Consider the following 21,767-nt stretch of genomic DNA (forward strand, 5'->3'; position numbering starts at 1 on the left):
CGATGTTCTCCTAAACAACTTTATTATTATTATTTATTATTATTATTTTTTGGCAGATACCGAAGCGGATCTAACGATTTACCGCGGTATCTCACTTCAAAATGAAGCTTAACAGTGTCGGCACCACTATCTCCCATAGTGGCTATTTGCTCGCCGCCTGATACCCATTGTTGTTCTTCGACCCTAAAGTCAGCGTTGTGTGCGTATGCACTGAGTAACGCATCGGTATGCTTGATAATTATCAGATTACCGTAGCCTCGAAGAGCGTTACCAACATAAACAACTTTACCATCGGCAGCAGCAAAAACAGGTGAGCCTCTTTGGGCGCTTATATCTATACCTTTGTTGCCGGATTCACTATTATTAAATGTTGCAATTATGTTACCAACTGCTGGCCAGTGCCACTGTGACACTTTTTCTGCAAAGCTCTTTCGTGTCACCTTTTTGGCGTTTTGCGTCAAAGGTTTGACGGTCGTAACTTCTTGGTTGTTAACATTAATTTCACGTTTATCGTACGCTTGGTCAGGGGGGGGGTCAACACTCCTTTCGTCGTATATTGGTGTGGTCGTACCAGTTTTTTCTTGCACTTTTGGATAATACTTTTTTTTAACATTTGGCTCTTTATCAACCATTTTTATGGCTGTAAGTTGAAGAGTTTGACCTGGGAAAATCGCGTAAGGCGCTGAAAGGTTGTTATAATTTGCTATGTCCCTATAGTCATTGCCAGTGTACCAAGCGATAGCAAAAAGGGTATCGCCCTTTTTTACTACGTAGGTATCACTTACAAAGCCCGAATCATTTTTTTGTGGTTGGCTATTTAACAAAGTCACTGGGGCAGGCCCACTTCTGGTGCTGCAAGCCGTCAAATTTATGACGGAAATCACTAATGTGAGGAGTATGTACCTATGCTTCCCCAGCATAATTATCCGTGTCTAAGTGCAAAATAGGCAATAACTGCAAGTGCCACAGTAACCCAACCGAGGATCTCAACATACTCCCTTAGCTTCGCTTCCATGGCTGCACCTCCCCATCGCATGAGGGCCGCCACTAAGAAAAAACGCGCTCCACGACCTATGGCAGACGCAATAACGAAGGGAACAAAGGCCATACTCAACATGCCAGCACTGATCGTAAAAACTTTATAGGGAATGGGAGAAAAGCCTGCGAGAAACACTATCCATACGCCGTATTGCTCAAACCAACCTACGGTTGTGTCTAACTTTTGCTCGTAACCGGCAGAGATGACAAGAGGTTCTATCCAAACCTCAAAAGCAAAATAACCGAGGGCAAAGCCTGCTATACCCCCCAGTACTGAAGCTATAGTCGTCAGAAATGCGAAAAACCAGGCCTTTTGCGGTTGTGACATAGACATGGGGGCTAACATAACATCAGGAGGAATTGGAAAGAACATCGATTCTGCGAAGCTTAAACCGGCGAGATAGCGACTAGCGTGCCTGTGTCTTGCCCATCGAAGTGCCATATCATAACAAGGTTGAAATAGCTTCACTGAAGTTCTCCGGCTACAAGGGGGACAAAGCGCACCGCTTCGATGGTTTCCGATTGTAGTTCGCCATCAATATTGTCTACACAGAGTAAATTTTGCTGGTCACTGCCCACGGGAATAATCAGTCGACCGCCTTCATTGAGCTGATCGCATAAATCCTGCGGTAAGGAGGTTGCAGCTGCGGTGACAAGAATTGCATCGTAACGCCCTTTGCTGGGCCAGCCTTTCCATCCATCGCCGTGTTTCATAGAGATGTTGTGAAGATTCAGGTGATTCATTCTGCGCTTAGCCTGAAACTGTAACGACTTGATTCGTTCAACTGAGTAAACGTGTTCAAATAACTGTGCTAGAACCGCGGTTTGATAACCCGAGCCGGTACCAATCTCAAGTACCTTCTGTGGCTTGTTTGGCGCTTTAAGCAATAACTCAGTCATCTTTGCCACGATATATGGCTGTGAGATAGTTTGTCCTTGCCCAATAGGCAGGGCTGTATTTTGATATGCCTTGTGCTTTAGTGCGTCGGGCAGAAATAAATCTCTTGGTGTTGCCGCAATGGCAGTCAGCACGTTTTGATCTCTGACGCCCTCGCTAAATAGCAACTCAGCGAGCATTTCACCTTTTCTTGTTGTTCTCATTGTAGTGGTGTGTTCCTGTCTGCGGTTTAATTAATATCTTTGTTCATCCAGTCTTCCATCTCGGCAAGACTGTTATGGGCTGTCATATCTACGCTCAAGGGTGTTACGGAACAAAAACCATTGGCAACAGCGTGAAAATCGGTACCCGGGCCAGCGTCCTGCTCAGCGCCTGCCGGGCCATACCAGTATATTTCCCGGCCAAATGCGTCGGTAGATTTAACCATTGCTTCTGCTCTGTGTCTTCTGCCCTGACGTGTTACTTTTATACCAGCGAGTTGATCGAAGGGGATATCGGGAACATTAATGTTGAGTATTTGATTCGACGGCAAGGGGTGAGCTTGTAATTTATCTATGATTTGCAGCACCACTTTAGCGGCGGTGTCAAAGTGCTTACCATTATGGCTCGCCAGGGACACCGCAATCGCCGGTAAACCCATATAACGTCCCTCGGTCGCGGCGGCCACGGTACCAGAGTATATGACATCATCACCGAGGTTTGGTCCATGGTTAATTCCGGACACCACTAATTCGGGGTCATCGTCCAAAAAACAATTCACCCCAAGATGAACACAGTCCGATGGTGTGCCATTCACTGAGTAGAATCCGTTGTCGAGTTGCTGAATGCGAAGTGGGTCGTGAAGCGATAACGCATTACTGGCGCCACTGCAATTGCGATCAGGTGCAATTACCGTTACATCATGCTTTTCCGACAGGGTTTTGAACAATACGTTTATGCCCTTTGCAAACACGCTGTCATCGTTACTCAATAAAATTCGCATTAGCTATCCTTTATGGTTTGGGTTACCGCGAAGTCACAAAAGCAATTAAAAATCTATACATTCCCTGAGCACAGTGGTGGCATAGCACCCCGAAGGCAAACTAAATTCAACCTTCACTGTATCACCCCTATGTTGCCATTCAAGTTGCTGAGGCCAAATTTTCACTGGCCGGCGTTCCTGTCTAAGCCCGGCATCCTGTAAATAGTCACAGACCTTTGGGGCGGTGTTGGCAACTGACATTTCCAGAGCAAGGGCATCATCAAGGCAGGGTGGTTTGCCCTTCCCCCATAATGCGGCTGTGGGAGCCAGGTCTTGTTGTGCATAGCGGGCTGGTAAATCGTCACTTAAATCGTTAATGAAAAAGCTATTTGAGCCGTTTAGCATAAGTGCATCGCCTGCAAGCAAAACGTTGAGCTGACCGTTGGTAATGCGCTGACTGATAATTTCATTAAACAACCAACTGCGTAGTGCAGACATAGCCATATTGCGCTTATTGCGATTGCGAATAACTTCGCCGTTTAGCATTTTCTCTGCCAGTTGCAAATTGCCACCTTCCTGGCGCTGTCCGTTTTCGTCAACACGAACAGTGCCAAAGCGTTGCTCACCAAAATAATTGGGGACACCATCAACAGCAGCGCGATTGAGGTTTTTAATCAGGGTCTCAGGGTCTGATACCTGCTTTAAGGTAATCGCAAACCGGTTTCCTCGCAGTTGCCCTGTACGCAGCTTTTTATTGTGTCGATGTTGGCTGAGGATTTTTACGCCGTCACAATTAAATGAGGAAAAGTCAAAGTCTGTCTTGCCAGGCGCATGTATTCCAAACCATTGTTGGGTAACAGCGTATTTGTCTTTGCGACCAGCGTAGGTCACTTGCCGCAGTGGCAACCCTGTGTATTTAGCAAGTTGCTCTGCAACCCAGGCTGTGTTGGCAAGCGTCTTTTCTACCCAAAGGTACTGATGTTCACCTTCCCCGCAAGGCGCATAGCCCAGTTCTTCGGTTACCTTAAAGTCTTCGGGTTCCTGCTTTAAAATGCCTGATGGACGGCTATTATCATCATCGGCATGGCGCCAGTTTGATGTTGAGAGCATTAAGACGCTACCCTGTTGATGAGAACGACGGCGTGTGCTGCTATGCCTTCCTTGCGACCTGTGTAGCCTAGTTTTTCTGTGGTTGTGGCTTTCACATTAACTGCACTTATATCACATTGGCAGTCTTCAGCCAGAAGCGTGCGCATCGTGGCGATGTGCGGGGCCATTTTGGGCGCTTGGGCAACTATCGTCATGTCAGCATTACCAAGAATATAACCCTCTTTTTTCAATAGGCCGACTACATGACGAAGCAAGCCCCGGCTATCGGCGCCAGAGAATTCGTCGTCTGTATCGGGGAAGTGCTTGCCAATATCACCCATGGCCGCCGCGCCTAGTAGCGCGTCACACAATGCGTGGATCAACACGTCCCCATCTGAGTGTGCTAACAAGCCTTGTTCATAGTCAATACTAACACCGCCTACAACTATTGGGCCTTGTCCACCAAATTTATGAACATCGAAACCGTGCCCTATTCGCATTGCTTACCTCTGTTTGGTTAACTGCTGAAAATAAAATGCTGCCAATGGCATATCAGCAGGGTGAGTAATTTTAATGTTCGCCGGATTACTGTTAATTAAAGCCACGGCATACCCGGCAGCCTCCATGGCAGAAGCTTCGTCGGTTATTGTCACTTTCTTGTGGAAGCCTTGTAGCAGTGCCGCTTTTAACTCTCCCGCCTTAAACAATTGTGGCGTGAGTGCATGCCAGAGATTTTCTCTGCATTCCGTATGGGATATCTCGCTGGAGCCGTCAACGGCGCGTTTCATGGTGTCTCTCACCGGCGTTGCCAGGATCCCGCCGGCTACATCAGTTCTTTCTCGCACTGCGAGCAGGTTATCTATATCACTGTGGCTGACACAGGGGCGAGCCGCATCGTGCACCATAACCCAGTTTTCCGCTGGCAGCGTACTCACACCGGCTAACACAGAATCTGCGCGGCTATCGCCGCCATGAACAACCTTGAGCCAGGATGCATTTGCAACATCAAGAGAATGGAAATACGGGTCGTCCGGGCTAATCGCCACCACTACGCTATCCACTGCAGGATGGTCGTGAAGGGTGTACAGGGTATGTTCCAGTATGGTTTTCCCCGCAAGGGTAAGATATTGCTTAGGTCTGTCTGCTTGCATGCGGCTGCCAATACCTGCTGCCGGTACTACAGCAACAACGGGTTGTTTTAGCATAACTATTATTCGTTTTCTGCAGGAAGAATGCGATAAAAGGTCTCGCCTTTTTTAATCAGACCCAGTTCGTTTCGCGCGCGTTCTTCGATAGATTCCAGGCCGATTTTTAAGTCGTTAATATCGGCCTTTAACAAGTCATTCCGCTGGAGAAGGTTGGCATTTTGCAAAGATTGCTGCTCTACCTCACCTTCAAGCTGGAGATAATCGGGGATGGAATTTTTACCAAACCACAAACGATACTGGAGTAAACCCAGCAACACGACCAGTACGAGAGTAACCCATTTTTCCTGCCACACAGTTTTTACCTGTTATTCTGCCTGTTTGTTATTATGCCCACTCTACGCGCGGTGGTCTACCGGCCGCAGGGTCTTTTCATCGGGACTGTCTGTAAACTCCATTATAGCGAGTTTTTTAACACCTGTTCAGCAAGCGAAAGCCCCATGGTTGCATTGCATCTGCCACATATGGCGATCTGGCTGATCTTTCTTGCTCAGCGTCGCTATAAACCATCATAGTTTACACAATTTTGCAGCCTGTTTAGCGACTTCACTTGCTATTTAAGCATGTCTGGTGCAACGTGCGATCAAACGTTAACCAATCAGGTAAATTCCAGCGAACTAATTGAAGAAGGTGTCAATGCTAAGTCACGACAATCTCAACACATTACCGTCTATCCGTCAGCGGATACGCGACCATTATCGCATCGATGAGTCTACTGCTATCGATCAGATCCTCCCCATTGCTGAAGTCAATCCTCGTGCTCGAAGTCGGGCCTGGGAGCGCGCCCGCAAGATGGTATTACAAATAAGGCGGGAACAGGAAGGTCATGGGGGCGTTGATGCCTTACTTAATGAGTACTCCCTGTCTACTGCTGAAGGCGTAGTGTTAATGTGTCTTGCGGAAGCCTTGCTGAGAGTGCCAGACAAAGCCACGCAGGATGAGCTGATCCGCGATAAACTGTCAAAAGGTCAGTGGACGCCGCATTTGGGTAACTCTGACTCCATGTTTGTGAATGCGTCAGCCTGGGGTTTGTTGCTTACAGGCAACATGATTAATTATGCTGATAAGCGCCGCAAAGAGCAGTTCGGGTTGCTGAAACAAACATTGGGGCGCTTGGGTGAGCCGGTTATTCGCCGGGCTATGAATATTGCTATGCGCGTAATGGGTCGTCAGTTTGTTATGGGCGAGACCATTGACGATGCTGTAGAGCGAGCCAAAGAAAAAGAGAAAAAGGGCTACGTCTATTCATATGACATGCTGGGTGAGGGTGCCCGCACAATGAAAGACGCTGGCCGCTATTACGATTCTTACAAGAATGCAATTCACGTGATCGGCAAGGCGGCCGGGGGCAGGGGTCCAAAGCGTTCTCCGGGAATTTCAGTGAAGTTATCGGCCATACATCCCCGTTATGAGTTTTTGCATGCCAAACGAGTCATGGAAGAAATTCCTCCTAAACTAAAAGCGCTGTGTATGTTGGCCAAAGAGTACGACATAGGCTTGACGGTAGATGCCGAGGAAGCTGATCGGCTCGATATTTCTCTTGATGTAATTGAGGCTGTTTTCCGCGATCCAGACTTAAATGGCTGGACCGGCTTTGGTTTGGCTGTACAGGCTTATCAAAAGCGCAGTATTCACGTCATCGAGTGGTTGCGAACACTCACCCTTGACGTTGGTCGTTCTATGATGGTGCGATTGGTAAAAGGGGCGTATTGGGATACGGAAATTAAGCTTACTCAACAATCTGGTGTAGACGGTTTCCCGGTATTTACACGCAAATCATCGACAGATGTATCTTATCACGCCTGCGCAAACCGTTTGCTCGATTACAGAGATACCATTTACCCTCAATTTGCCACTCACAACGCTTACTCGGCTTCGGTCATTATTGAGCTAGCCGGTGAAGACAAAGATGGTTTTGAATTTCAGTGTCTCCACGGCATGGGGGACACGCTGTATGATCAGGTTGTCACTGAAGAAAAAATACAATGTCGGGTTTACGCGCCAGTGGGCGAACACGAAGATTTGCTGGCTTATTTAGTTCGGCGATTATTGGAAAATGGCGCTAACTCTTCTTTTGTGAATGCCATCGTCGACGATGAAAAACCGGTTGAATCGCTGCTTGAAGATCCTGTTGAAAAGACTCAGCGTCTGAAGGTGCGCTATAACAAGCAAATTAGTGCTCCAAGGGATTTATATGCGCCGGAGCGTGATAACTCCAGGGGCTTGGACCTGACTGACGTCAATGCAGTGAATGCATTACAGCATGAACTCGCACGCTGGAAAGATACATATACTATAGCGGGTGATGCTTTGCCCCAGGGTAGCGCCGCGGTAAACAATCCAGCCAATCTTCAGGATGTAGTGGGTTATCACCATTATGCCAACCCGGAAGATATGACAGCGGCACTGAATACTGCTCACGATGGCTTTTCGGCTTGGTCGAAGCGTTCTGTGGATGAACGGGCAGAGATTCTCGAACGCACCGCCTACGCCTTGGAACGACATATGGGCGAGCTTATTGCCATCTGTATTCGCGAAGCCGGAAAAGTAACACAGGATAGCATTGATGAAGTAAGAGAAGCGGTCGACTTCTGCCGCTACTATGCCGTTCGTGCTCGCGAGCTGGATGAAGATCAACGGTTCAGACCTCGTGGTGTTGTACTTTGTATCAGTCCTTGGAATTTTCCCTTAGCCATCTTTATGGGGCAGGTGGCAGCTGCGCTGGTTACCGGAAACACCGTGGTTGCAAAACCGGCTGAACAGACCAGTATTATTGCTAAGCGAGCGGTAGAAATTATGCACACTGTTGGCTTACCGGAAGACGCGCTGCAACTTATCATTGCGCCGGGTAAGCACGTCGGCAGTACGTTACTGCCTGACGAACGTATTAAAGCTGTCATGTTTACCGGGTCGACACAAACAGGTACATTGATTTCGCAATTATTGGCAGAGCGAGGCGGTGAACAGGTGCCCCTTATTGCCGAAACCGGTGGGCAAAACTGTATGATTGTCGACTCTACGGCCTTACCCGAACAGGTCGTTGATGACGTCATTCATTCCGGCTTCCAAAGCGCCGGCCAACGCTGTTCTGCGCTGCGTGTGCTTTTCGTTCAAGAAGATATTGCCGACGATCTCATCGACATGCTCACAGGGGCAATGAAGGAGCTGGCGTTGGGCGATCCGGCCTTGCTGAGTACTGATGTGGGCCCAGTGATCGATGAGAAAGCCTTCAACAGTTTAAAAGAACACGAAGAGTACATGAAGAGTCATGGAACCTTGTTACACCGTGTTGAGGTTCCGGAACAATACAAAAATGGCTATTTCTTCTCGCCAACGCTCTATGAAATTAGCGACATCAACGTATTGAAGCGGGAAGTCTTTGGTCCGGTCGTTCATGTTGTTCGCTTCCATGGTAAAAATCTCGATGCAGTCATAGACCAAATTAACGGTACGGGCTTCGGTTTAACCATGGGTGTACATTCGCGCATTGAAGAGCGGGCCAACGAACTTGCGGGCAAAAGCCGGGCTGGTAACGTTTATATTAATCGCAATATGATTGGCGCTATTGTTGGCGTGCAACCTTTTGGTGGACGCGGGTTATCTGGCACCGGTCCTAAAGCCGGCGGACCAAACTATTTGCGTCGTTTAATGCAGGAGCGAGCCACACCAAAACCGTCACAAGTAGACGATTTGGATAATCTGGACGCAGCCTTAAGTGGTGAAAAGCAAGACAGGGAAGCCGCTATTCGGTTAATGGACAAAGGCGTGAGTGTGGAGTCAATTTGGCGTCATACACCATTAAACGACCGTATTTCTATGGTTCGCCAATTGTTGGCTAAACTGGCAAAAGAAGACATCGTTGACGAATTGGCTGACGATTTAAATCGCACCCTTGCTACTTCAAGACAGCAGTTAACCAGTGTGGAACGCAGACTGGCTAAACCTAAACAGTTGCCCGGGCCCACGGGCGAGTCGAACAAGTTATATCTTGAACCCCGTGGCGTGCTGGTTTGCTTTGCTGACAAAGGGGTAACCTTTGAATACTGGACTTTGTCTATTGTTACTGCACTGGCGACTGGAAATGTGGTGGTGTCGGTAGTTTCCGACCTGTTCTATGAAGAGGCGCTGGCTTTTCAGAAGAACTTCAATAAAACGGGTGCGGCGGAAGGTGTGTTTCAGGTAGCGAGATTGAGTCACCTCAATGACCTGCTTATGCATGAGCATCTTGCCGGTGTTGTGGTCGATTCAAATACGGAAAGAACCGCTCAGATCACCGCCATGTTGTCTTCTCGTGAAGGAGCAATCCTGCCGGTGATTACCGCTGAATACAACGACAACCTTATTCAGCGCCTGGTAACAGAAAAGACAATCAGTATTGATACAACCGCTTCAGGTGGCAACACGTCACTGATGACATTAGTTGAAGACGACGAGTAGTGGTAAGCAAAATAACCCGGCACACCCAGTGTGACGGGTTATTTTATATAAAGAGTCTGTTCAAATAATCTTTAAGAGTGTGAAAATCTACATCCACTCATCATTGCGCCTGCGCTTACGAGGCAGGAAAGTGAGAATAACGCCAAGTAGAACGCCGCTTCCAGCCACGATACCACCCCAGGTAAACCACTTGATCATCTCGTCTTTACTCTGAGCATCCAGTTGTTCAGCCAGATTTTTAATTTCCCGCTCCTGTACACCAGTACTTTTTTTCAGCGACGTCAATTCTTGCTGAGCAGTGCTTAGTTGTTGTTTTAAGCGAGCATTCTCTGATTGCAATCCTTGTACACTCGCTTCACTATCGGCTAGTCTTTGAGTTAGAAGGGGGAGCTGCTCAGCTCGGGACATAGTATCGCTAACAAAGCGGGATTCAACCCAGCCGGTGCGATCTTCACTGTCTTTTACCTGAGTAAATTCCGCGTCTGCATCGGTATCCAATACGGTAATTGGCGATCCCGCCCCAATAGAGCCGAGGATGCGGTAATTTCTGCCCGGACCTGTGTGGAGGAAGACGAAGAGGTCGTCGCGGATATAATTTTCTGAAGATGCGTTTAGCTGCAATGACTCTTCAATGGAGTCTTGCTGGCCAAAAGCGTGAAAAGATAGACAAATCAGTGTGATTGTCAGCCACTTTCGTAACATAATGCGTCCGTTATCGTGATAAAAACTCTGTGATGGTATGGGCTGCTTACCAGAAAGGCAAGTGCACGCTTGCGGCTTCGACCTGAATCATAGCCGACAGTTCCCAATAGATAGAGAAAAACTGAGGATATCAATGCGGGTCCATTGCTAAAAAACGTAGACAAAGGTATTGTGTTATCCATACTTTCTTATCATTTTCCACGGATTCTATGTCGGAAATTGAAATAAAATTTGTCTCCCGTGAACGTCCTCTTGCGCCGTTTATCGCCAGTGTACTGCCTGCCATAGAAAAAGCTGGTTACCAGATAAACAAAGAACCCGAAGTGCGTTTACAAAACGATTACTACGATACGCCGGAACACCATTTTCAAAAAGAAAAGATGGGCTTTCGCGTGCGCGGGTGTAATGGGTTTTTTGAACAAACCATGAAAACTCACGGCAAAGTCAGTGGGGGGTTACATCAGCGGGCGGAACACAATGTTGATTTAGCAAATCCAGAACCGGATCTCACTTTGTTTGATAAAGGGGTATGGCCATCGGGTTGGCGGGTTGAAGAGGTTAATAATGCATTGGAACGGCAATTTAGTACCCACTTTGTTCGCACCGCGTTTAATATCACCCTGCAAAACGCTTCTGTGGAAGTGGTGGTCGACGAGGGCGAGGCTACTACGGGGAAAAACAGTTCTCCTATTCGCGAAGTGGAATTGGAGCTTAAAGCGGGCAATGTAGATGCCTTGTTTGCACTGGCAAATATTATTGCCAGTCACATGCAAGTAAGGTTAAGTGACGTCTCTAAGGCCGCACAGGGATATCAGTTACTCAGCGGTATTTCCCCCACTGTTGTGCCGCTGGCTGCTTATTTGCCATTGGAAACACAGCAGACCACTGAAGCTGCGTTTTGCAAAGCTGTACAACAAGCATTGTCGCACTGGCAAAAACACGAACATTTGTTTTATGAAACAGGGTCAGTAAAGGTACTTGCTGAGATAGTCAAAAGCGCCCGATTACTAATGCAAACTGTGTCACTGTATTTACCCGTCTTACAATGTCCACAGCTGTTGACCGTGCACCAGTTATTGATGAATTACATGCAGGAGTGGCTGTGGCAGGACGACTTACAAGCTTTGCGCTATTTGTTATCTAAAAAAAGTTTGTTCAACAAGTGTCTGAATAAGTATCCCGCATTAATTAGCTATTTGCAGGGCCGAAAGGCCGGTCTGATCCACGCCCATGACCCAGAAGCGCTGTTCTTCAGTGCACAAAGCAATGGTCTGAAGTTAGCACTGGCAGAGATAATTGCCTTAAAGCCCTGGCGTGAACATTCAAAGGCCTATGACGTTCCCGTAATGGAACACGCCCAAGGCTGGCTGTCTCAGGGGTGGCAAACCGTTCAGCAAACACTCCCGAAAAGCCGCAATATGACACCAGAAAACTATATATCTATTGAAGTTTTACTGCGCCAAACACTTTGGAACGGCTTTTTGTTAGCGGGTTTGTTCGACGAGGAGCGACACCATTTTCGCGCCCCGTGGCTGGATATCTTGACGGGTATTGATGAAATGAAAGCACTACTCATGCTGCGGGCCATGGCCAGCGAGTCCGAGCTGGATGATATTGATGAGGTGCTTGTGTGGGTAGAAGATAAACTCATTAGCTTGATGCGTGTTATGGAACGAACCCGCCAAGCGGGAATGCAGGGCGATATATACTGGTGACACCAGACACTATCCAACTTCACAAGGAAAAGGAGTAAAGGGCAAATGTTGCATCGCTACACACTGGCTGTTCTTGCTGCGTGTTATTGTTTTTTGCTGATCACCAGCATCGTGGAGCGAAAGCGTATTATTGCTGTTCGGTGGGTGTGGGCTGCGTTGTTCTGCTGGCCATTTATTTTAGTCGACGAAGTTATACGCGCCTTTGACATGGAGTTGGGCGCTTTAACCGGAATGACAGTGTTCGTCCCTTTACTTTGCCTCTCTTTTCTCTATCGCTGTGTCAAAAACATGGTTATTGATAACCCTCCGGCATCTAAGTTGTTACTCTGGATACCAGTAGGTTTGGCCATTATCAGTCAGATACCTGTGTTATTTATTGCCAAAACCGAACGTTCAACCTGGCTTAGTAAATCGCCAGTTGGTCACCCAATTGATAACTGGAATATTTATCTGGTATATATGATCACAGGGTTCGGTATGTTGATCCTCAGTATTCTGATTACAGAATTGGTGCAAAACTACCATCGCCACTTGTCCAGTCAGGTAGTGGACGTGCATGCGCACAAGTTGCGTTGGGTGGGCGGCGCTATGGGCATAACTGCCGGGCTTTCTTTTTGCTGTATTTTGCTTACCACAGGTGGCGCGTTTGGTTTTATAAATCTGATTTTCTGGCAACCATTGTATACCGTGCTTTTTGCCGTAGCTATGTTGCAGGTATTCATTGCTCTAATCAGGCCTCAGAATGTGTCACCATCACCGCTGGATTACGAGCGTCTTGATGAGCTTAAAGCCGAGCCTGGTGTAATGCGTGAAGTATTGCAGCGAGCAGAGCGGACAATGGTAGCAAAAAAGGCTTATGATTTACCTGGCCTCACGTTAAAACGCTTTGCCTTAGATTCCGGCGTCGATCCTACCGTTCTCATTATTGCATTGCGTCTGCTGGAGAAAAAAGATTTCCGGCAGTTTGTTTATAGCTACCGGCCAGAGAGGTGTTAATAAGCCTGCTGGTTAAACCTTACTTATGTCAGGCAAACTGACGCTGCAATAATGCGTGGGTAAACGAGGTTCTCAGGTAAAATCCCCGCGGTCTTGTTTTAATTTTCTCTCCATTCGGGCCCAGTGCATCGGTGAGTACCTGCCCACTGGCTGCTTTTGGGCGAATGTGTAACGCCTCGCCCAAGCGTGCCGTTATTGCTTCAGATCTCCCAAGTGTGATTAATTCCGTAAGCTCTTCCCAGTCCTTTCTCAGCAACCCGTCTTCTTCTTGGTTGGGGTGCCAATAAAATGCAGTGGCAACGCGTCTTTGCGACAGAGGTATTTGACGGTCTCCTTCCAGTGGAACCCAAAGTACCCGTTGTAATTTGTTTCTCACATTCGATGTTTCCCACGTTACACCTGGTTGATTAATAAGCGGAGCAAAACAAACATAGGTAGTTTCCAGTGGTGAAAAGTGTTTGTCGATTGGAATAGTTTTAAGTTCAATACCAAGCTCGGGGAAATCCTGTTGTGGTTTGGAACCTGCTGTTGCGCCTAACCATTTTTCAATGAGCATGCCCGGCCAACCCTTGTGGCGCTTGAGGTTTTCTGGTGCTACCACGCCTGCCATACGGGCGAGTTCGCCCAAAGAAAGCCCGGCAATTTGATGGCTTCGTTGTAATAATTCCCCCGCGTCTGCAGGTGGTTGAGTTGGCGGTTGCAAAGAGTAGCTCCAGTTAATATCCGGCGAATGTGTATTAATGCTTTGAAAGGGCTATAGTTTATGGAAGAATGCAGAAATAGAAAAGTTTATCGTGCCCGGGAGTCTATGTGATAGATGCCGACGGATTCCGTGCGAATGTGGGCATAGTGATTTGCAACAAAATGGGTCAGGTGTTTTGGGCAAGACGTTATGGTCAACATTCATGGCAGTTTCCACAAGGCGGAATTGATGAAGGGGAAACTGCAGAACAAGCTATGTACAGGGAGTTGCACGAAGAAGTAGGGTTAACAAAGAAGGATGTAACCATCCTGGGTGTTACCCGCAACTGGTTGCGATACAAACTGCCCAAGCGGCTAATACGCCAGGGGAGTTCTCCGGTGTGCATAGGACAAAAGCAAAAGTGGTTTTTACTTCAGCTTGACTGTCAGGAGAAAGATGTCGACGTGCTAAAAAGCGGACATCCGGAATTTGATGACTGGCGGTGGGTGAGTTACTGGTACCCAATCCGCAATGTTGTGTCTTTTAAACGCGATGTTTATCGCAAAGTGATGAAAGAATTTGCAGGCGTAGCAATGCCGGCGGGCCAACGACCACAATCCACAGGTTCCGCTAAGCGTAACCGCAAACGCAGACGCAACGGGTAATACTCAGGGAGACTGTCAGGTGGCCGAAACCGGGAATATCCTTACCACATTAAAACGCATAGTTCAGGAGATGAACCAGATCCCAGAATTGGATCAGGCGCTTTTTCGCGTGGCGAGCCGGGTTAAGCAAGCCATGGAAGTGGACTCCTGTTCTATTTATCTCACTGACGGGGAAAACCAGGTTTTTGTCTTAAAGGCCACAGATGGTTTGCACCCTGATGCTGTTGAGGTAGTACGAATCGGCTTTTCCGAAGGGTTGATTGGCCTGGTTGGTCAAAGGGAAGAGCCGCTCAATATTGAAAACGCCCACAAACACCCCCGATTTAAACACTACCCGGAAGTAAGGGAAGAGAGCTACAACGCATTTCTCGGAACGCCCATTATTCATCAGCGCCGCGTATTAGGCGTGATCACCATGCAACAGCAGGCCATGCGTCGCTTCAGCGAAAATGAGGAGGCTTTTCTTGTCACCCTTGCCGCGCAGCTGGCTTTGGAAATAACTAATGCGGAAATCCGAGGCGCTTTGAGTAACAGTTCCTCATTGGAATCACTGCCTGTACAAAAAAATGTGCGTGGCATTGCCGGGTCACCTGGTCTCGCAATTGGCAAGGGGTTCTCCACTGACAGTTCTATAACGCTTAGAAACTGGGTGGTAAAACGCGGGGGTAATACGGATCTGCAAATTCGCTTGTATCGCCGGGGCGTTGAGTTAACGCGCAAACACGTAGATGGATTGTCGGAACGCCTGGATATGAGTATTCCGGATGACGTAAAATCTATTTTTCAGCTCTATCATCACCTTCTGGATGCCAACAGTTTGGGCAGGGAAGTGGAAGCAAAGATCCGTGAAGGGTGGGATGCTGCGTCGTCGTTGAAAATGGTGGTAGAGGATTACGCCGCACGCTTTCAAAGCATGGAAGACCCATACATGCAAGAGCGCGCTATTGATATCGTAGATTTGTCCAATCGCATTCTCATGAATATTCTCTACGATGAAACAGGCGAGCAGCCAGCTGCCCGGGAAGCTACACAACCAAGTATATTAGTCGCCGAAGAAGTCAGTGCATCAATGTTGGCGGAATTTCCCCGCCAATATTTGCAGGGTATCATTTCTATTCGCGGGTCAAATAACTCCCACGCTGCTATATTAGCCAGGGCTATGGGCGTGCCAGCTGTAATGGGCTGCCAAAATGTGTCACCTGCACTGTTAAATGGCAAAGAATTGCTATTAGACGGTTATTCCGGCGAAGTGATTGTCTCTCCTGATGCCACGATTCGCAGTGATTTCGTACAGCTCATAGAAGAAGAAAAAATTCTCTCTAAACGCATAGATGCTGATGCGAACCTGGCCAGTGAAACCCAGGATGGATGCCGCATTGCTCTATACGTCAATGCCGGCTTGTCTGCGGATATCGAAGCTACACAGTTTGCTAACGCTGACGGCATTGGCCTTTATCGAACGGAAATTCCTTTTATGTTGCGGCAGCGCTTTCCGTCGGAACAAGAGCAGGTTGAGTTGTACCGTCAAATTCTGATGGCAACGCCCGAGCAGATGATAACTATGCGCACGCTGGATGTCGGTGGCGATAAACCCTTACCTTATTTCCCCATTAACGAAGAAAATCCTTTTTTGGGGTGGCGTGGAATAAGGCTTACACTCGATCATCCCGACATTTTCCTGGTGCAGATCCGCGCAATGTTAAGGGCCAGTATTGGCCTCACCAATTTGCAAATCATGTTGCCAATGATCTCCTCTGTGTCGGAGGTTGAAGAAGCTCGCCGTCTTATTGAACAGGCCTTCGATGAAATCATCGATGAGATAAAGAATACCGATATGATGCTGAGCAGGCCAAGACTTGGCATCATGTTGGAAGTGCCGTCAGTACTTTACCAACTGCCGCAACTTGCTAAACATGTTGATTTCTTTTCAGTAGGAAGCAATGACCTTACCCAGTACCTGCTTGCGGTTGACAGAAACAATACGCGTGTGGCCGGTCTATACAACAGTTATCATCCCGCGGTGTTAAGTGCACTTTATGATATCGTCAAGCAGTCTGACGCTAACCAGGTGCCGGTGACAGTGTGTGGCGAAATTGCTGGTGAGCCCGGTGGTGCCATCTTACTCGTTGCTATGGGGTATCGAAAACTCAGTATGAACGCCCACAACCTTAGAAAAATAAATTGGGTGATTCGCAATGTCAGCCTCATAGATTCCCGTGCTTTATTGAATAAAGCCCTTACTGCTTCTACTCATGAAGAAGTTTTTAGCCATTTAAACCAGTACCTTGAGCAACGTGGCCTCGGTGGCTTGATAAGAGCAGGGTCTTAGTTGGCGCTCTGGTACTCTCAGCCAAATGGTAATTCATCTATTCCAGACATTTCTGCATCATCCAGCCCATTTTTTTGTGTTACGCTACACCCGTTTTTTTAAGGATGAGGCCAAATGGATCCCATTGCGATAATCGTTGTCTCCTGTATGGGAATAGGGTTGGGAGTTGGACTTCTGGCGGGCATGTTGGGGATCGGCGGCGGACTTATCATTGTCCCGGCGTTGTCGTACCTCATGGTACATTTTCTCGGTATTGATACCGACACAGTGATGCCCCTGGCAATAGGCACATCTTTGTCGACCATTATTTTTACTAGTATTTCATCAGCCAGGGCACATTACCGACTGGGTAATTTAGACCCATTTATCATGCTCTGGTGTGGATTGGGCATTGCTGTAGGTTCGGTTGGTGGCGCATTAGTTGCGACATCTATTTCCGGGCATACACTCAAAAATATTTTTGCGGTTCTTGTCATTGCAGTTGCCATGCACATGCTGTTTGGCAAAAGACAACCCTCAGCCCATTCAGCTGGTAGATACAGTTTAATGGCCGTGGGTGCCGGCACTGGTGGTGTCAGCGCGCTGATGGGGATCGGTGGTGGAGCATTGCTGGTTCCTGCATTAGTCTGGCTACAGGTACATGTTCGTCAGGCCATAGGTTGTGCTGCATTCAGCGGGCTGGTAGTGGCGCTGTTTGGCAGTGCAAGTTTTATTGTCAGTGGGCATGGCGAGGATAACCTGCCAGCCCATGCCATAGGTTATGTGTACTGGCCGGCAACGCTGGGCATTGTAGTGACGTCGGTATTTACCGCGAATATTGGCGCTAAGTTAGGCCAGAAAATGAATACAAATTTATTGAAACGAATACTTGCTGGTCTGCTGGTGCTGGTGAGTATACGAATGATTGTAGGATTAGAATAAACCATGACAGAAAGCAGTTATCTGGTATTTCCAAATATTGACCCGGTCATTTTCAGCCTCGGGCCTTTAAGTGTGCGCTGGTACGGTATGATGTATCTGGTGGGCTTTATTGCTGCCTACATGCTGGCACAGAAACGTCTCTCTCAGACCAACTGGAGCCGCGAACAACTTAGCGATTTGTTGTTTTGGAGTTTTGTGGGCGTTATTCTCGGTGGCCGCATTGGCTATGTACTGTTCTATCAATTCGGGATGTTCCTGGAAGATCCTACTTACCTGTTTCGCATATGGACCGGTGGGATGTCGTTTCACGGTGGTCTTCTTGGAGTTTTGGTGGCCCTTGCATGGCAAGCTAAACGCATGAACGCGACTTTCTTACAGATCGGCGATTTCGTGGCGCCCTTGGTGCCCATTGGCTTAGGTGCCGGACGAATAGGAAATTTTCTCAATGCTGAATTGTGGGGACGGACAACGGATGTACCTTGGGCAATAATCTTCCCCGGAGCAGGTGAGCTACCACGGCACCCGTCTCAACTTTATGAGTTTGCTTTGGAAGGGGTAGTGCTGTTTGCCATTCTCTGGCTTTACTCAGCCAGGCCCAGACCAACCGGTTCTGTGGGTGGACTGTTTTTATTAGGGTATGGCAGTTTCCGGTTTATTGTGGAGTATTTCCGCGAGCCCGATCAGCACATTGGGCTCTATTCCATGGGACTTAGCCAAGGGCAGTTGTTGTGCATCCCCATGATTTTATCAGGAATCGGGTTGATTGCCTGGGCCTACAAGTACCGGCCTGTAAAGCAGGAAAAATAAAGCTGACATTGCCGGGCGCAGTAATTTGAATGATTAATGCCTGAATTTGGCGGCAGACTCGTGGTAAAGACAGGCAATTTTAGGATTTATAAAGGTAGCGAAACGAAATGAAGCATTTACACCCTGAAGAACAATACCTGGATATGCTGCGACTGATCCTTGATACGGGGAGTGAAAGGGTGGATCGAACCGGGGTAGGAACCAAAGCCATCTTCGGCCATACCATGCGGTTTGATTTGTCAGAAGGTTTTCCAGTATTTACTACTAAACGTGTTTTTTGGAAAACGGCGTTTAAAGAAATGCTATGGATGCTATCTGGTGGCTCAAATATTCGGGAACTGGTTCAACAGAATGTGCACATCTGGAGTGACTGGCCCTACAAAAAATTTATTGATGCTCAGCCCGAAGGTAGTGCGGATAAGTCCTTGTCAATGGCAGAGTTTGAACAACGGGTGCTTGACAGTGATGAGTTTGCTGAAATGTGGGGCGACCTCGGCCCCGTTTATGGCAAACAATGGCGTCGTTGGCGCACAGAGGATGGAAAGGAAATAGATCAAATATCCCAGGTTATTGATCTGCTCAAAAATAATCCGTTTTCAAGGCGAATTTTATTTGATGGTTGGAATGTTGGGGAGTTGGACCAAATGGCATTACCACCCTGCCACAAACATTATCAGTTCTTCGTTGACCCAAATACCCAAAAGTTATCCGGAGCGATGGTACAACGTTCTGCGGATGGATTTTTAGGACAACCATTTAACGTTGCCAATTTAGCATTTTTAACAAGCTTGCTCGCCCATCAAACAGGTTATGACGTGGGTGAAATAGTCTGGTTCGGTATGGATGTTCATATTTATATGAATCACATCCAACAGGTAAATAAGCAATTAGAACGACAGCCTAAAGCTTTTCCTACACTGAAAATAAAGCGTAAACCACCTTCACTATTTGAGTACTCAATTGATGACTTTGAATTGGAAGGCTACGACCCCCATCCGGCAATATCTGCGCCTGTAGCGGTTTAGTCTTTAATTTTTAGCGTCAAATCTCAGACCTGTCACCTGAATGCAATTTAACGTGGCCTTTGAATGAATTATACATTGGGCCGCGCACGTTATGGTTCTTTTGTACCGGATATTTCTGATACGAATTTTTTGGCTTGGCCAATATAGGCTTTTTGTTATACAAAGTAGATCTAAAACAATAAGTTGTTTATGCTAGCTATTCCTTATGCATAGAAAGGCGGTATGTGCTTTCTTTTTTATAATAATAACACTTTGTATACTCTGCCCAGCTATTGAGCGCAGTTAGTACCTGTCTCCAGGAGATAAGGATGACCACCCCTGTTCTTATTTGTGACGATTCCGCATTTGCTCAAAAGCAAATGGCCAGGGCTATTCCCGATGGTTGGGATGTCGCTATTTCTTTTGCCAGCAATGGCAAAGAAGCCATTCGCGGGATCCGCTCTGGAAAAGCCGATGTCATGTTTTTGGATTTGAACATGCCTGTTATGGATGGCTACGAGACCATGCAATATATTCGACAACACGACCTACCGTGTTTAGTGATTGTAGTCTCCGGTGATGTGCAACCAACCGCTCGCGAGCGTATGTTAGCGCTAGGGGCACTCGATTTTATTCGTAAGCCTATCGACAACCATAAGCTGGTGTCGCTTCTGTCCCAATACGGTATTTACACGGGTGATGGTACGGCAACAAGGCGTGCAATTTCTGTACAGCAAAGGCCCGTGGCGTCACTTAATGAAAAGTTGGATGCCTACAGGGAATTAGTTAATGTTGCAATGGGTCGGGCGGGTGAAAGTCTGGCCCGCTTACTAGGTGAGTTCATCGATTTACCAGTGCCTAACGTTAACCTGATAGAGTCTAATGAACTACATATGGCTATTGCCGAAATCGACCGGAATGAGAGTGTTTCTGCTGTGTCGAAAGGGTTCACCAGCGCTGGTATTCGCGGCGAAGCCCTGGTGATATTTAGCGACACGAAAGTTGAGAATATCATTGAGCTACTTAACTATGGTGGACAAAGTGACGGTGAACAGCAACAGCTCGAAGCGCTTATGGATGTGTCTAATATCCTTACAGGCGCTTGTTTAAACGCGTTATCAGCACAGTTGAATGTCTCGTTTAGCCACAGTCACCCAATTTTACTTGGTCAGCATAACGGGCTCGACGCGCTGTTAAGTGGTAATGGTATGCGGTGGGGGAAAGTATTGGCGGTGGAAATTGCTTATGCTATCAAGCACAAAGACATCAGTTTTGATATGCTGCTTCTCTTTCCGCAAACGGCAATGGATAAGATATTTAGTCGCTTAGTTGAAGAGGCGTATGTAGCATGACCGATGACGTTATAATGCATATGCATTTACAAAATGATCTCCTTAGTTCGATTGAAGTAGGAATTGTGGTACTGGATAGTGATTTTTGTATTGAGGTGTGGAATCAGTTTATGGAGAACCACGCCGACAAATTGCCCAGTGAGGTGATAGGCAAATCGCTATTTTCATTGTTTCCGGAAATTGATCGCTCTTGGTTATTCAGAAAAGCACAGCCTGTATTCAACTTAAAGACCCCGGTTTTCATCATTTGGGAGCAGCGGCCATATCTGTTTAATTTTTCTACCTCCAGACCTATTACCTCAGACGCGACACAAATGTTTCAGAATATCACTATGTTTCCGCTAACGTCTCCAAACGGTAACGTAGAGCGAATGTGCATGCTGGTTTATGATGTGACCGACCAGGCACTCGGGAAATTACGGGTGGAGCGGTTAAATGATGACTTAAAACAGTTAAGCCGAACCGATGGCCTCACCGGTCTTTTTAATCGTCGGTACTGGCAAGAGCGTTTTGAACGGCTTTTTAAGCTGGGACGAAGGAGAGAAACACCATCAACTGCCCTTATGCTGGATATCGATCATTTTAAGAAAATTAATGATACGTACGGACACCAGGCTGGCGATGAAGTAATTAAAACCTTGGCACAAGTGATTCGTAAAAGCGTAAGAGAAACTGATTTACCTGGGCGCTATGGGGGAGAGGAGTTCGCCATTGTCCTGGAGGATTCTTCGGCAGATAATGCTAAAAGCGTTGCAGAACGCATCCGCCGGCTAAGTGAAGCTATGCGTGTGGAGTTTGAAGGGCGGCAAATACAGTTCACGATTAGTATTGGGCTTTGTGAATTTAACCCTGTATTTTCTACAGCGATGGCGTGGTTGGAGCAAGCCGATCAAGCATTATATCGTGCCAAAACAGACGGAAGGAATCGTGTAGTCTGTGCCGACAATAGGACTTGTGAAGCGTAAT

Annotated in this window: 20 protein-coding genes; 10 read left to right on the top strand and 10 right to left on the bottom strand. The window is 47.3% G+C overall.

The annotated features are described in order from the left end of the window. Positions 1–29: 29 nt before the first annotated feature. The 8 genes from ACXACM_RS07175 to ftsB all read right to left on the bottom strand — a co-directional run bounded on the left by ACXACM_RS07175 (position 30) and on the right by ftsB (position 5,487). Positions 30–830 carry a peptidoglycan DD-metalloendopeptidase family protein gene (locus ACXACM_RS07175; RefSeq protein WP_474820733.1) on the bottom strand — a complete coding sequence of 267 codons (801 nt, stop codon included), beginning with the start codon at positions 828–830 and terminating at the stop codon, positions 30–32. A gap of 92 nt (positions 831–922) precedes the next feature. Continuing rightward, complete coding sequence (locus tag ACXACM_RS07180; RefSeq protein ID WP_474820735.1) at positions 923–1,507, bottom strand: YqaA family protein; 585 nt, start codon at positions 1,505–1,507, stop codon at positions 923–925. After that, positions 1,504–2,139 (bottom strand): protein-L-isoaspartate(D-aspartate) O-methyltransferase, encoded by a 636-nt coding sequence (locus ACXACM_RS07185; protein ID WP_474820737.1) that lies wholly within the window; start codon positions 2,137–2,139, stop codon positions 1,504–1,506. Before ACXACM_RS07185 ends, ACXACM_RS07180 begins: the two co-directional genes overlap by 4 nt. A 26-nt stretch (positions 2,140–2,165) precedes the next feature. Beyond that, positions 2,166–2,918, bottom strand: coding sequence for a 5'/3'-nucleotidase SurE (gene surE, locus ACXACM_RS07190; protein WP_474820738.1), 753 nt, complete (start codon positions 2,916–2,918; stop codon positions 2,166–2,168). Positions 2,919–2,963: 45 nt separating this feature from the next. After that, positions 2,964–4,007 (bottom strand): tRNA pseudouridine(13) synthase TruD, encoded by a 1,044-nt coding sequence (gene truD, locus ACXACM_RS07195; protein WP_474820739.1) that lies wholly within the window; start codon positions 4,005–4,007, stop codon positions 2,964–2,966. Beyond that, positions 4,007–4,486, bottom strand: coding sequence for a 2-C-methyl-D-erythritol 2,4-cyclodiphosphate synthase (ispF, locus tag ACXACM_RS07200; protein ID WP_474820740.1), 480 nt, complete (start codon positions 4,484–4,486; stop codon positions 4,007–4,009). The genes truD and ispF overlap by 1 nt, the downstream gene beginning before the upstream one ends. A gap of 3 nt (positions 4,487–4,489) precedes the next feature. After that, complete coding sequence (gene ispD / locus ACXACM_RS07205; protein WP_474820742.1) at positions 4,490–5,191, bottom strand: 2-C-methyl-D-erythritol 4-phosphate cytidylyltransferase; 702 nt, start codon at positions 5,189–5,191, stop codon at positions 4,490–4,492. A gap of 5 nt (positions 5,192–5,196) precedes the next feature. Then, entirely contained in the window at positions 5,197–5,487 is a 291-nt protein-coding gene (ftsB, locus tag ACXACM_RS07210; RefSeq protein WP_474820743.1) for a cell division protein FtsB, read from the bottom strand. 340 nt (positions 5,488–5,827) lie between these two features. Between ftsB and putA the strand changes: the two genes are divergently transcribed. Next, a complete protein-coding gene (gene putA / locus ACXACM_RS07215; RefSeq protein ID WP_474820745.1) occupies positions 5,828–9,628 on the top strand; it encodes a bifunctional proline dehydrogenase/L-glutamate gamma-semialdehyde dehydrogenase PutA in 3,801 nt (1,266 codons plus the stop codon). Between the two features lie 87 nt (positions 9,629–9,715). Here the strand turns inward: putA and ACXACM_RS07220 are convergent, their stop codons facing one another. Next, on the bottom strand, positions 9,716–10,330 hold the full coding sequence (locus ACXACM_RS07220) for a TIGR04211 family SH3 domain-containing protein (RefSeq protein ID WP_474820747.1): 615 nt from the start codon (positions 10,328–10,330) through the stop codon (positions 9,716–9,718). Positions 10,331–10,539: 209 nt separating this feature from the next. Here ACXACM_RS07220 and ACXACM_RS07225 point away from each other — a divergent pair, with 209 nt between their 5' ends. Together ACXACM_RS07225 and ACXACM_RS07230 are read left to right on the top strand one after the other, a co-directional pair. Further along, positions 10,540–12,045 (top strand): CYTH domain-containing protein, encoded by a 1,506-nt coding sequence (locus ACXACM_RS07225; RefSeq protein WP_474820748.1) that lies wholly within the window; start codon positions 10,540–10,542, stop codon positions 12,043–12,045. A gap of 45 nt (positions 12,046–12,090) precedes the next feature. Next, on the top strand, positions 12,091–13,041 hold the full coding sequence (locus tag ACXACM_RS07230) for a hypothetical protein (RefSeq protein ID WP_474820750.1): 951 nt from the start codon (positions 12,091–12,093) through the stop codon (positions 13,039–13,041). Positions 13,042–13,069: 28 nt separating this feature from the next. On the opposite strand, the gene mutH is transcribed toward ACXACM_RS07230, so the two are convergent. Next, positions 13,070–13,744 (bottom strand): DNA mismatch repair endonuclease MutH, encoded by a 675-nt coding sequence (mutH, locus tag ACXACM_RS07235; RefSeq protein WP_474820751.1) that lies wholly within the window; start codon positions 13,742–13,744, stop codon positions 13,070–13,072. Between the two features lie 107 nt (positions 13,745–13,851). Between mutH and rppH the strand changes: the two genes are divergently transcribed. The 7 genes from rppH to ACXACM_RS07270 all read left to right on the top strand — a co-directional run bounded on the left by rppH (position 13,852) and on the right by ACXACM_RS07270 (position 21,766). Then, positions 13,852–14,388 (top strand): RNA pyrophosphohydrolase, encoded by a 537-nt coding sequence (gene rppH / locus ACXACM_RS07240; protein ID WP_474820752.1) that lies wholly within the window; start codon positions 13,852–13,854, stop codon positions 14,386–14,388. A gap of 37 nt (positions 14,389–14,425) precedes the next feature. Next, a complete protein-coding gene (ptsP, locus tag ACXACM_RS07245) occupies positions 14,426–16,717 on the top strand; it encodes a phosphoenolpyruvate--protein phosphotransferase (RefSeq protein ID WP_474824261.1) in 2,292 nt (763 codons plus the stop codon). Positions 16,718–16,831: 114 nt separating this feature from the next. Beyond that, positions 16,832–17,638, top strand: coding sequence for a sulfite exporter TauE/SafE family protein (locus ACXACM_RS07250; protein ID WP_474820753.1), 807 nt, complete (start codon positions 16,832–16,834; stop codon positions 17,636–17,638). Between the two features lie 3 nt (positions 17,639–17,641). Beyond that, the gene (lgt, locus tag ACXACM_RS07255; protein WP_474820754.1) at positions 17,642–18,445 is read left to right on the top strand and encodes a prolipoprotein diacylglyceryl transferase; all 804 of its coding nucleotides are present in this window, start codon (positions 17,642–17,644) and stop codon (positions 18,443–18,445) included. Between the two features lie 107 nt (positions 18,446–18,552). Further along, positions 18,553–19,470, top strand: coding sequence for a thymidylate synthase (gene thyA, locus ACXACM_RS07260; protein WP_474820755.1), 918 nt, complete (start codon positions 18,553–18,555; stop codon positions 19,468–19,470). A 308-nt stretch (positions 19,471–19,778) separates the two neighbouring features. Continuing rightward, complete coding sequence (locus ACXACM_RS07265; protein ID WP_474820757.1) at positions 19,779–20,801, top strand: response regulator; 1,023 nt, start codon at positions 19,779–19,781, stop codon at positions 20,799–20,801. Further along, positions 20,798–21,766: a sensor domain-containing diguanylate cyclase gene (locus ACXACM_RS07270; protein WP_474820758.1), complete on the top strand. Its 969-nt coding sequence runs from the start codon at positions 20,798–20,800 to the stop codon at positions 21,764–21,766. Before ACXACM_RS07265 ends, ACXACM_RS07270 begins: the two co-directional genes overlap by 4 nt. Position 21,767: the final 1 nt, after the last annotated feature.

The sequence above is a fragment of the Alteromonas sp. AWQ4_252 genome (genome assembly GCF_056158205.1).

Excerpts from the sequence above, each read along its gene's own strand:
- ACXACM_RS07185 (WP_474820737.1), bottom strand. The coding sequence starts at position 2,139 with ATGAGAACAACAAGAAAAGGTGAAATGCTCGCTGAGTTGCTATTTAGC.
- surE (WP_474820738.1), bottom strand. The coding sequence starts at position 2,918 with ATGCGAATTTTATTGAGTAACGATGACAGCGTGTTTGCAAAGGGCATA.
- truD (WP_474820739.1), bottom strand. The coding sequence starts at position 4,007 with ATGCTCTCAACATCAAACTGGCGCCATGCCGATGATGATAATAGCCGT.
- ispF (WP_474820740.1), bottom strand. The coding sequence starts at position 4,486 with ATGCGAATAGGGCACGGTTTCGATGTTCATAAATTTGGTGGACAAGGC.
- ispD (WP_474820742.1), bottom strand. The coding sequence starts at position 5,191 with ATGCTAAAACAACCCGTTGTTGCTGTAGTACCGGCAGCAGGTATTGGC.
- putA (WP_474820745.1), top strand. The coding sequence starts at position 5,828 with ATGCTAAGTCACGACAATCTCAACACATTACCGTCTATCCGTCAGCGG.
- ACXACM_RS07220 (WP_474820747.1), bottom strand. The coding sequence starts at position 10,330 with ATGTTACGAAAGTGGCTGACAATCACACTGATTTGTCTATCTTTTCAC.
- ACXACM_RS07225 (WP_474820748.1), top strand. The coding sequence starts at position 10,540 with ATGTCGGAAATTGAAATAAAATTTGTCTCCCGTGAACGTCCTCTTGCG.
- ACXACM_RS07230 (WP_474820750.1), top strand. The coding sequence starts at position 12,091 with ATGTTGCATCGCTACACACTGGCTGTTCTTGCTGCGTGTTATTGTTTT.
- ACXACM_RS07250 (WP_474820753.1), top strand. The coding sequence starts at position 16,832 with ATGGATCCCATTGCGATAATCGTTGTCTCCTGTATGGGAATAGGGTTG.
- lgt (WP_474820754.1), top strand. The coding sequence starts at position 17,642 with ATGACAGAAAGCAGTTATCTGGTATTTCCAAATATTGACCCGGTCATT.
- thyA (WP_474820755.1), top strand. The coding sequence starts at position 18,553 with ATGAAGCATTTACACCCTGAAGAACAATACCTGGATATGCTGCGACTG.
- ACXACM_RS07265 (WP_474820757.1), top strand. The coding sequence starts at position 19,779 with ATGACCACCCCTGTTCTTATTTGTGACGATTCCGCATTTGCTCAAAAG.
- ACXACM_RS07270 (WP_474820758.1), top strand. The coding sequence starts at position 20,798 with ATGACCGATGACGTTATAATGCATATGCATTTACAAAATGATCTCCTT.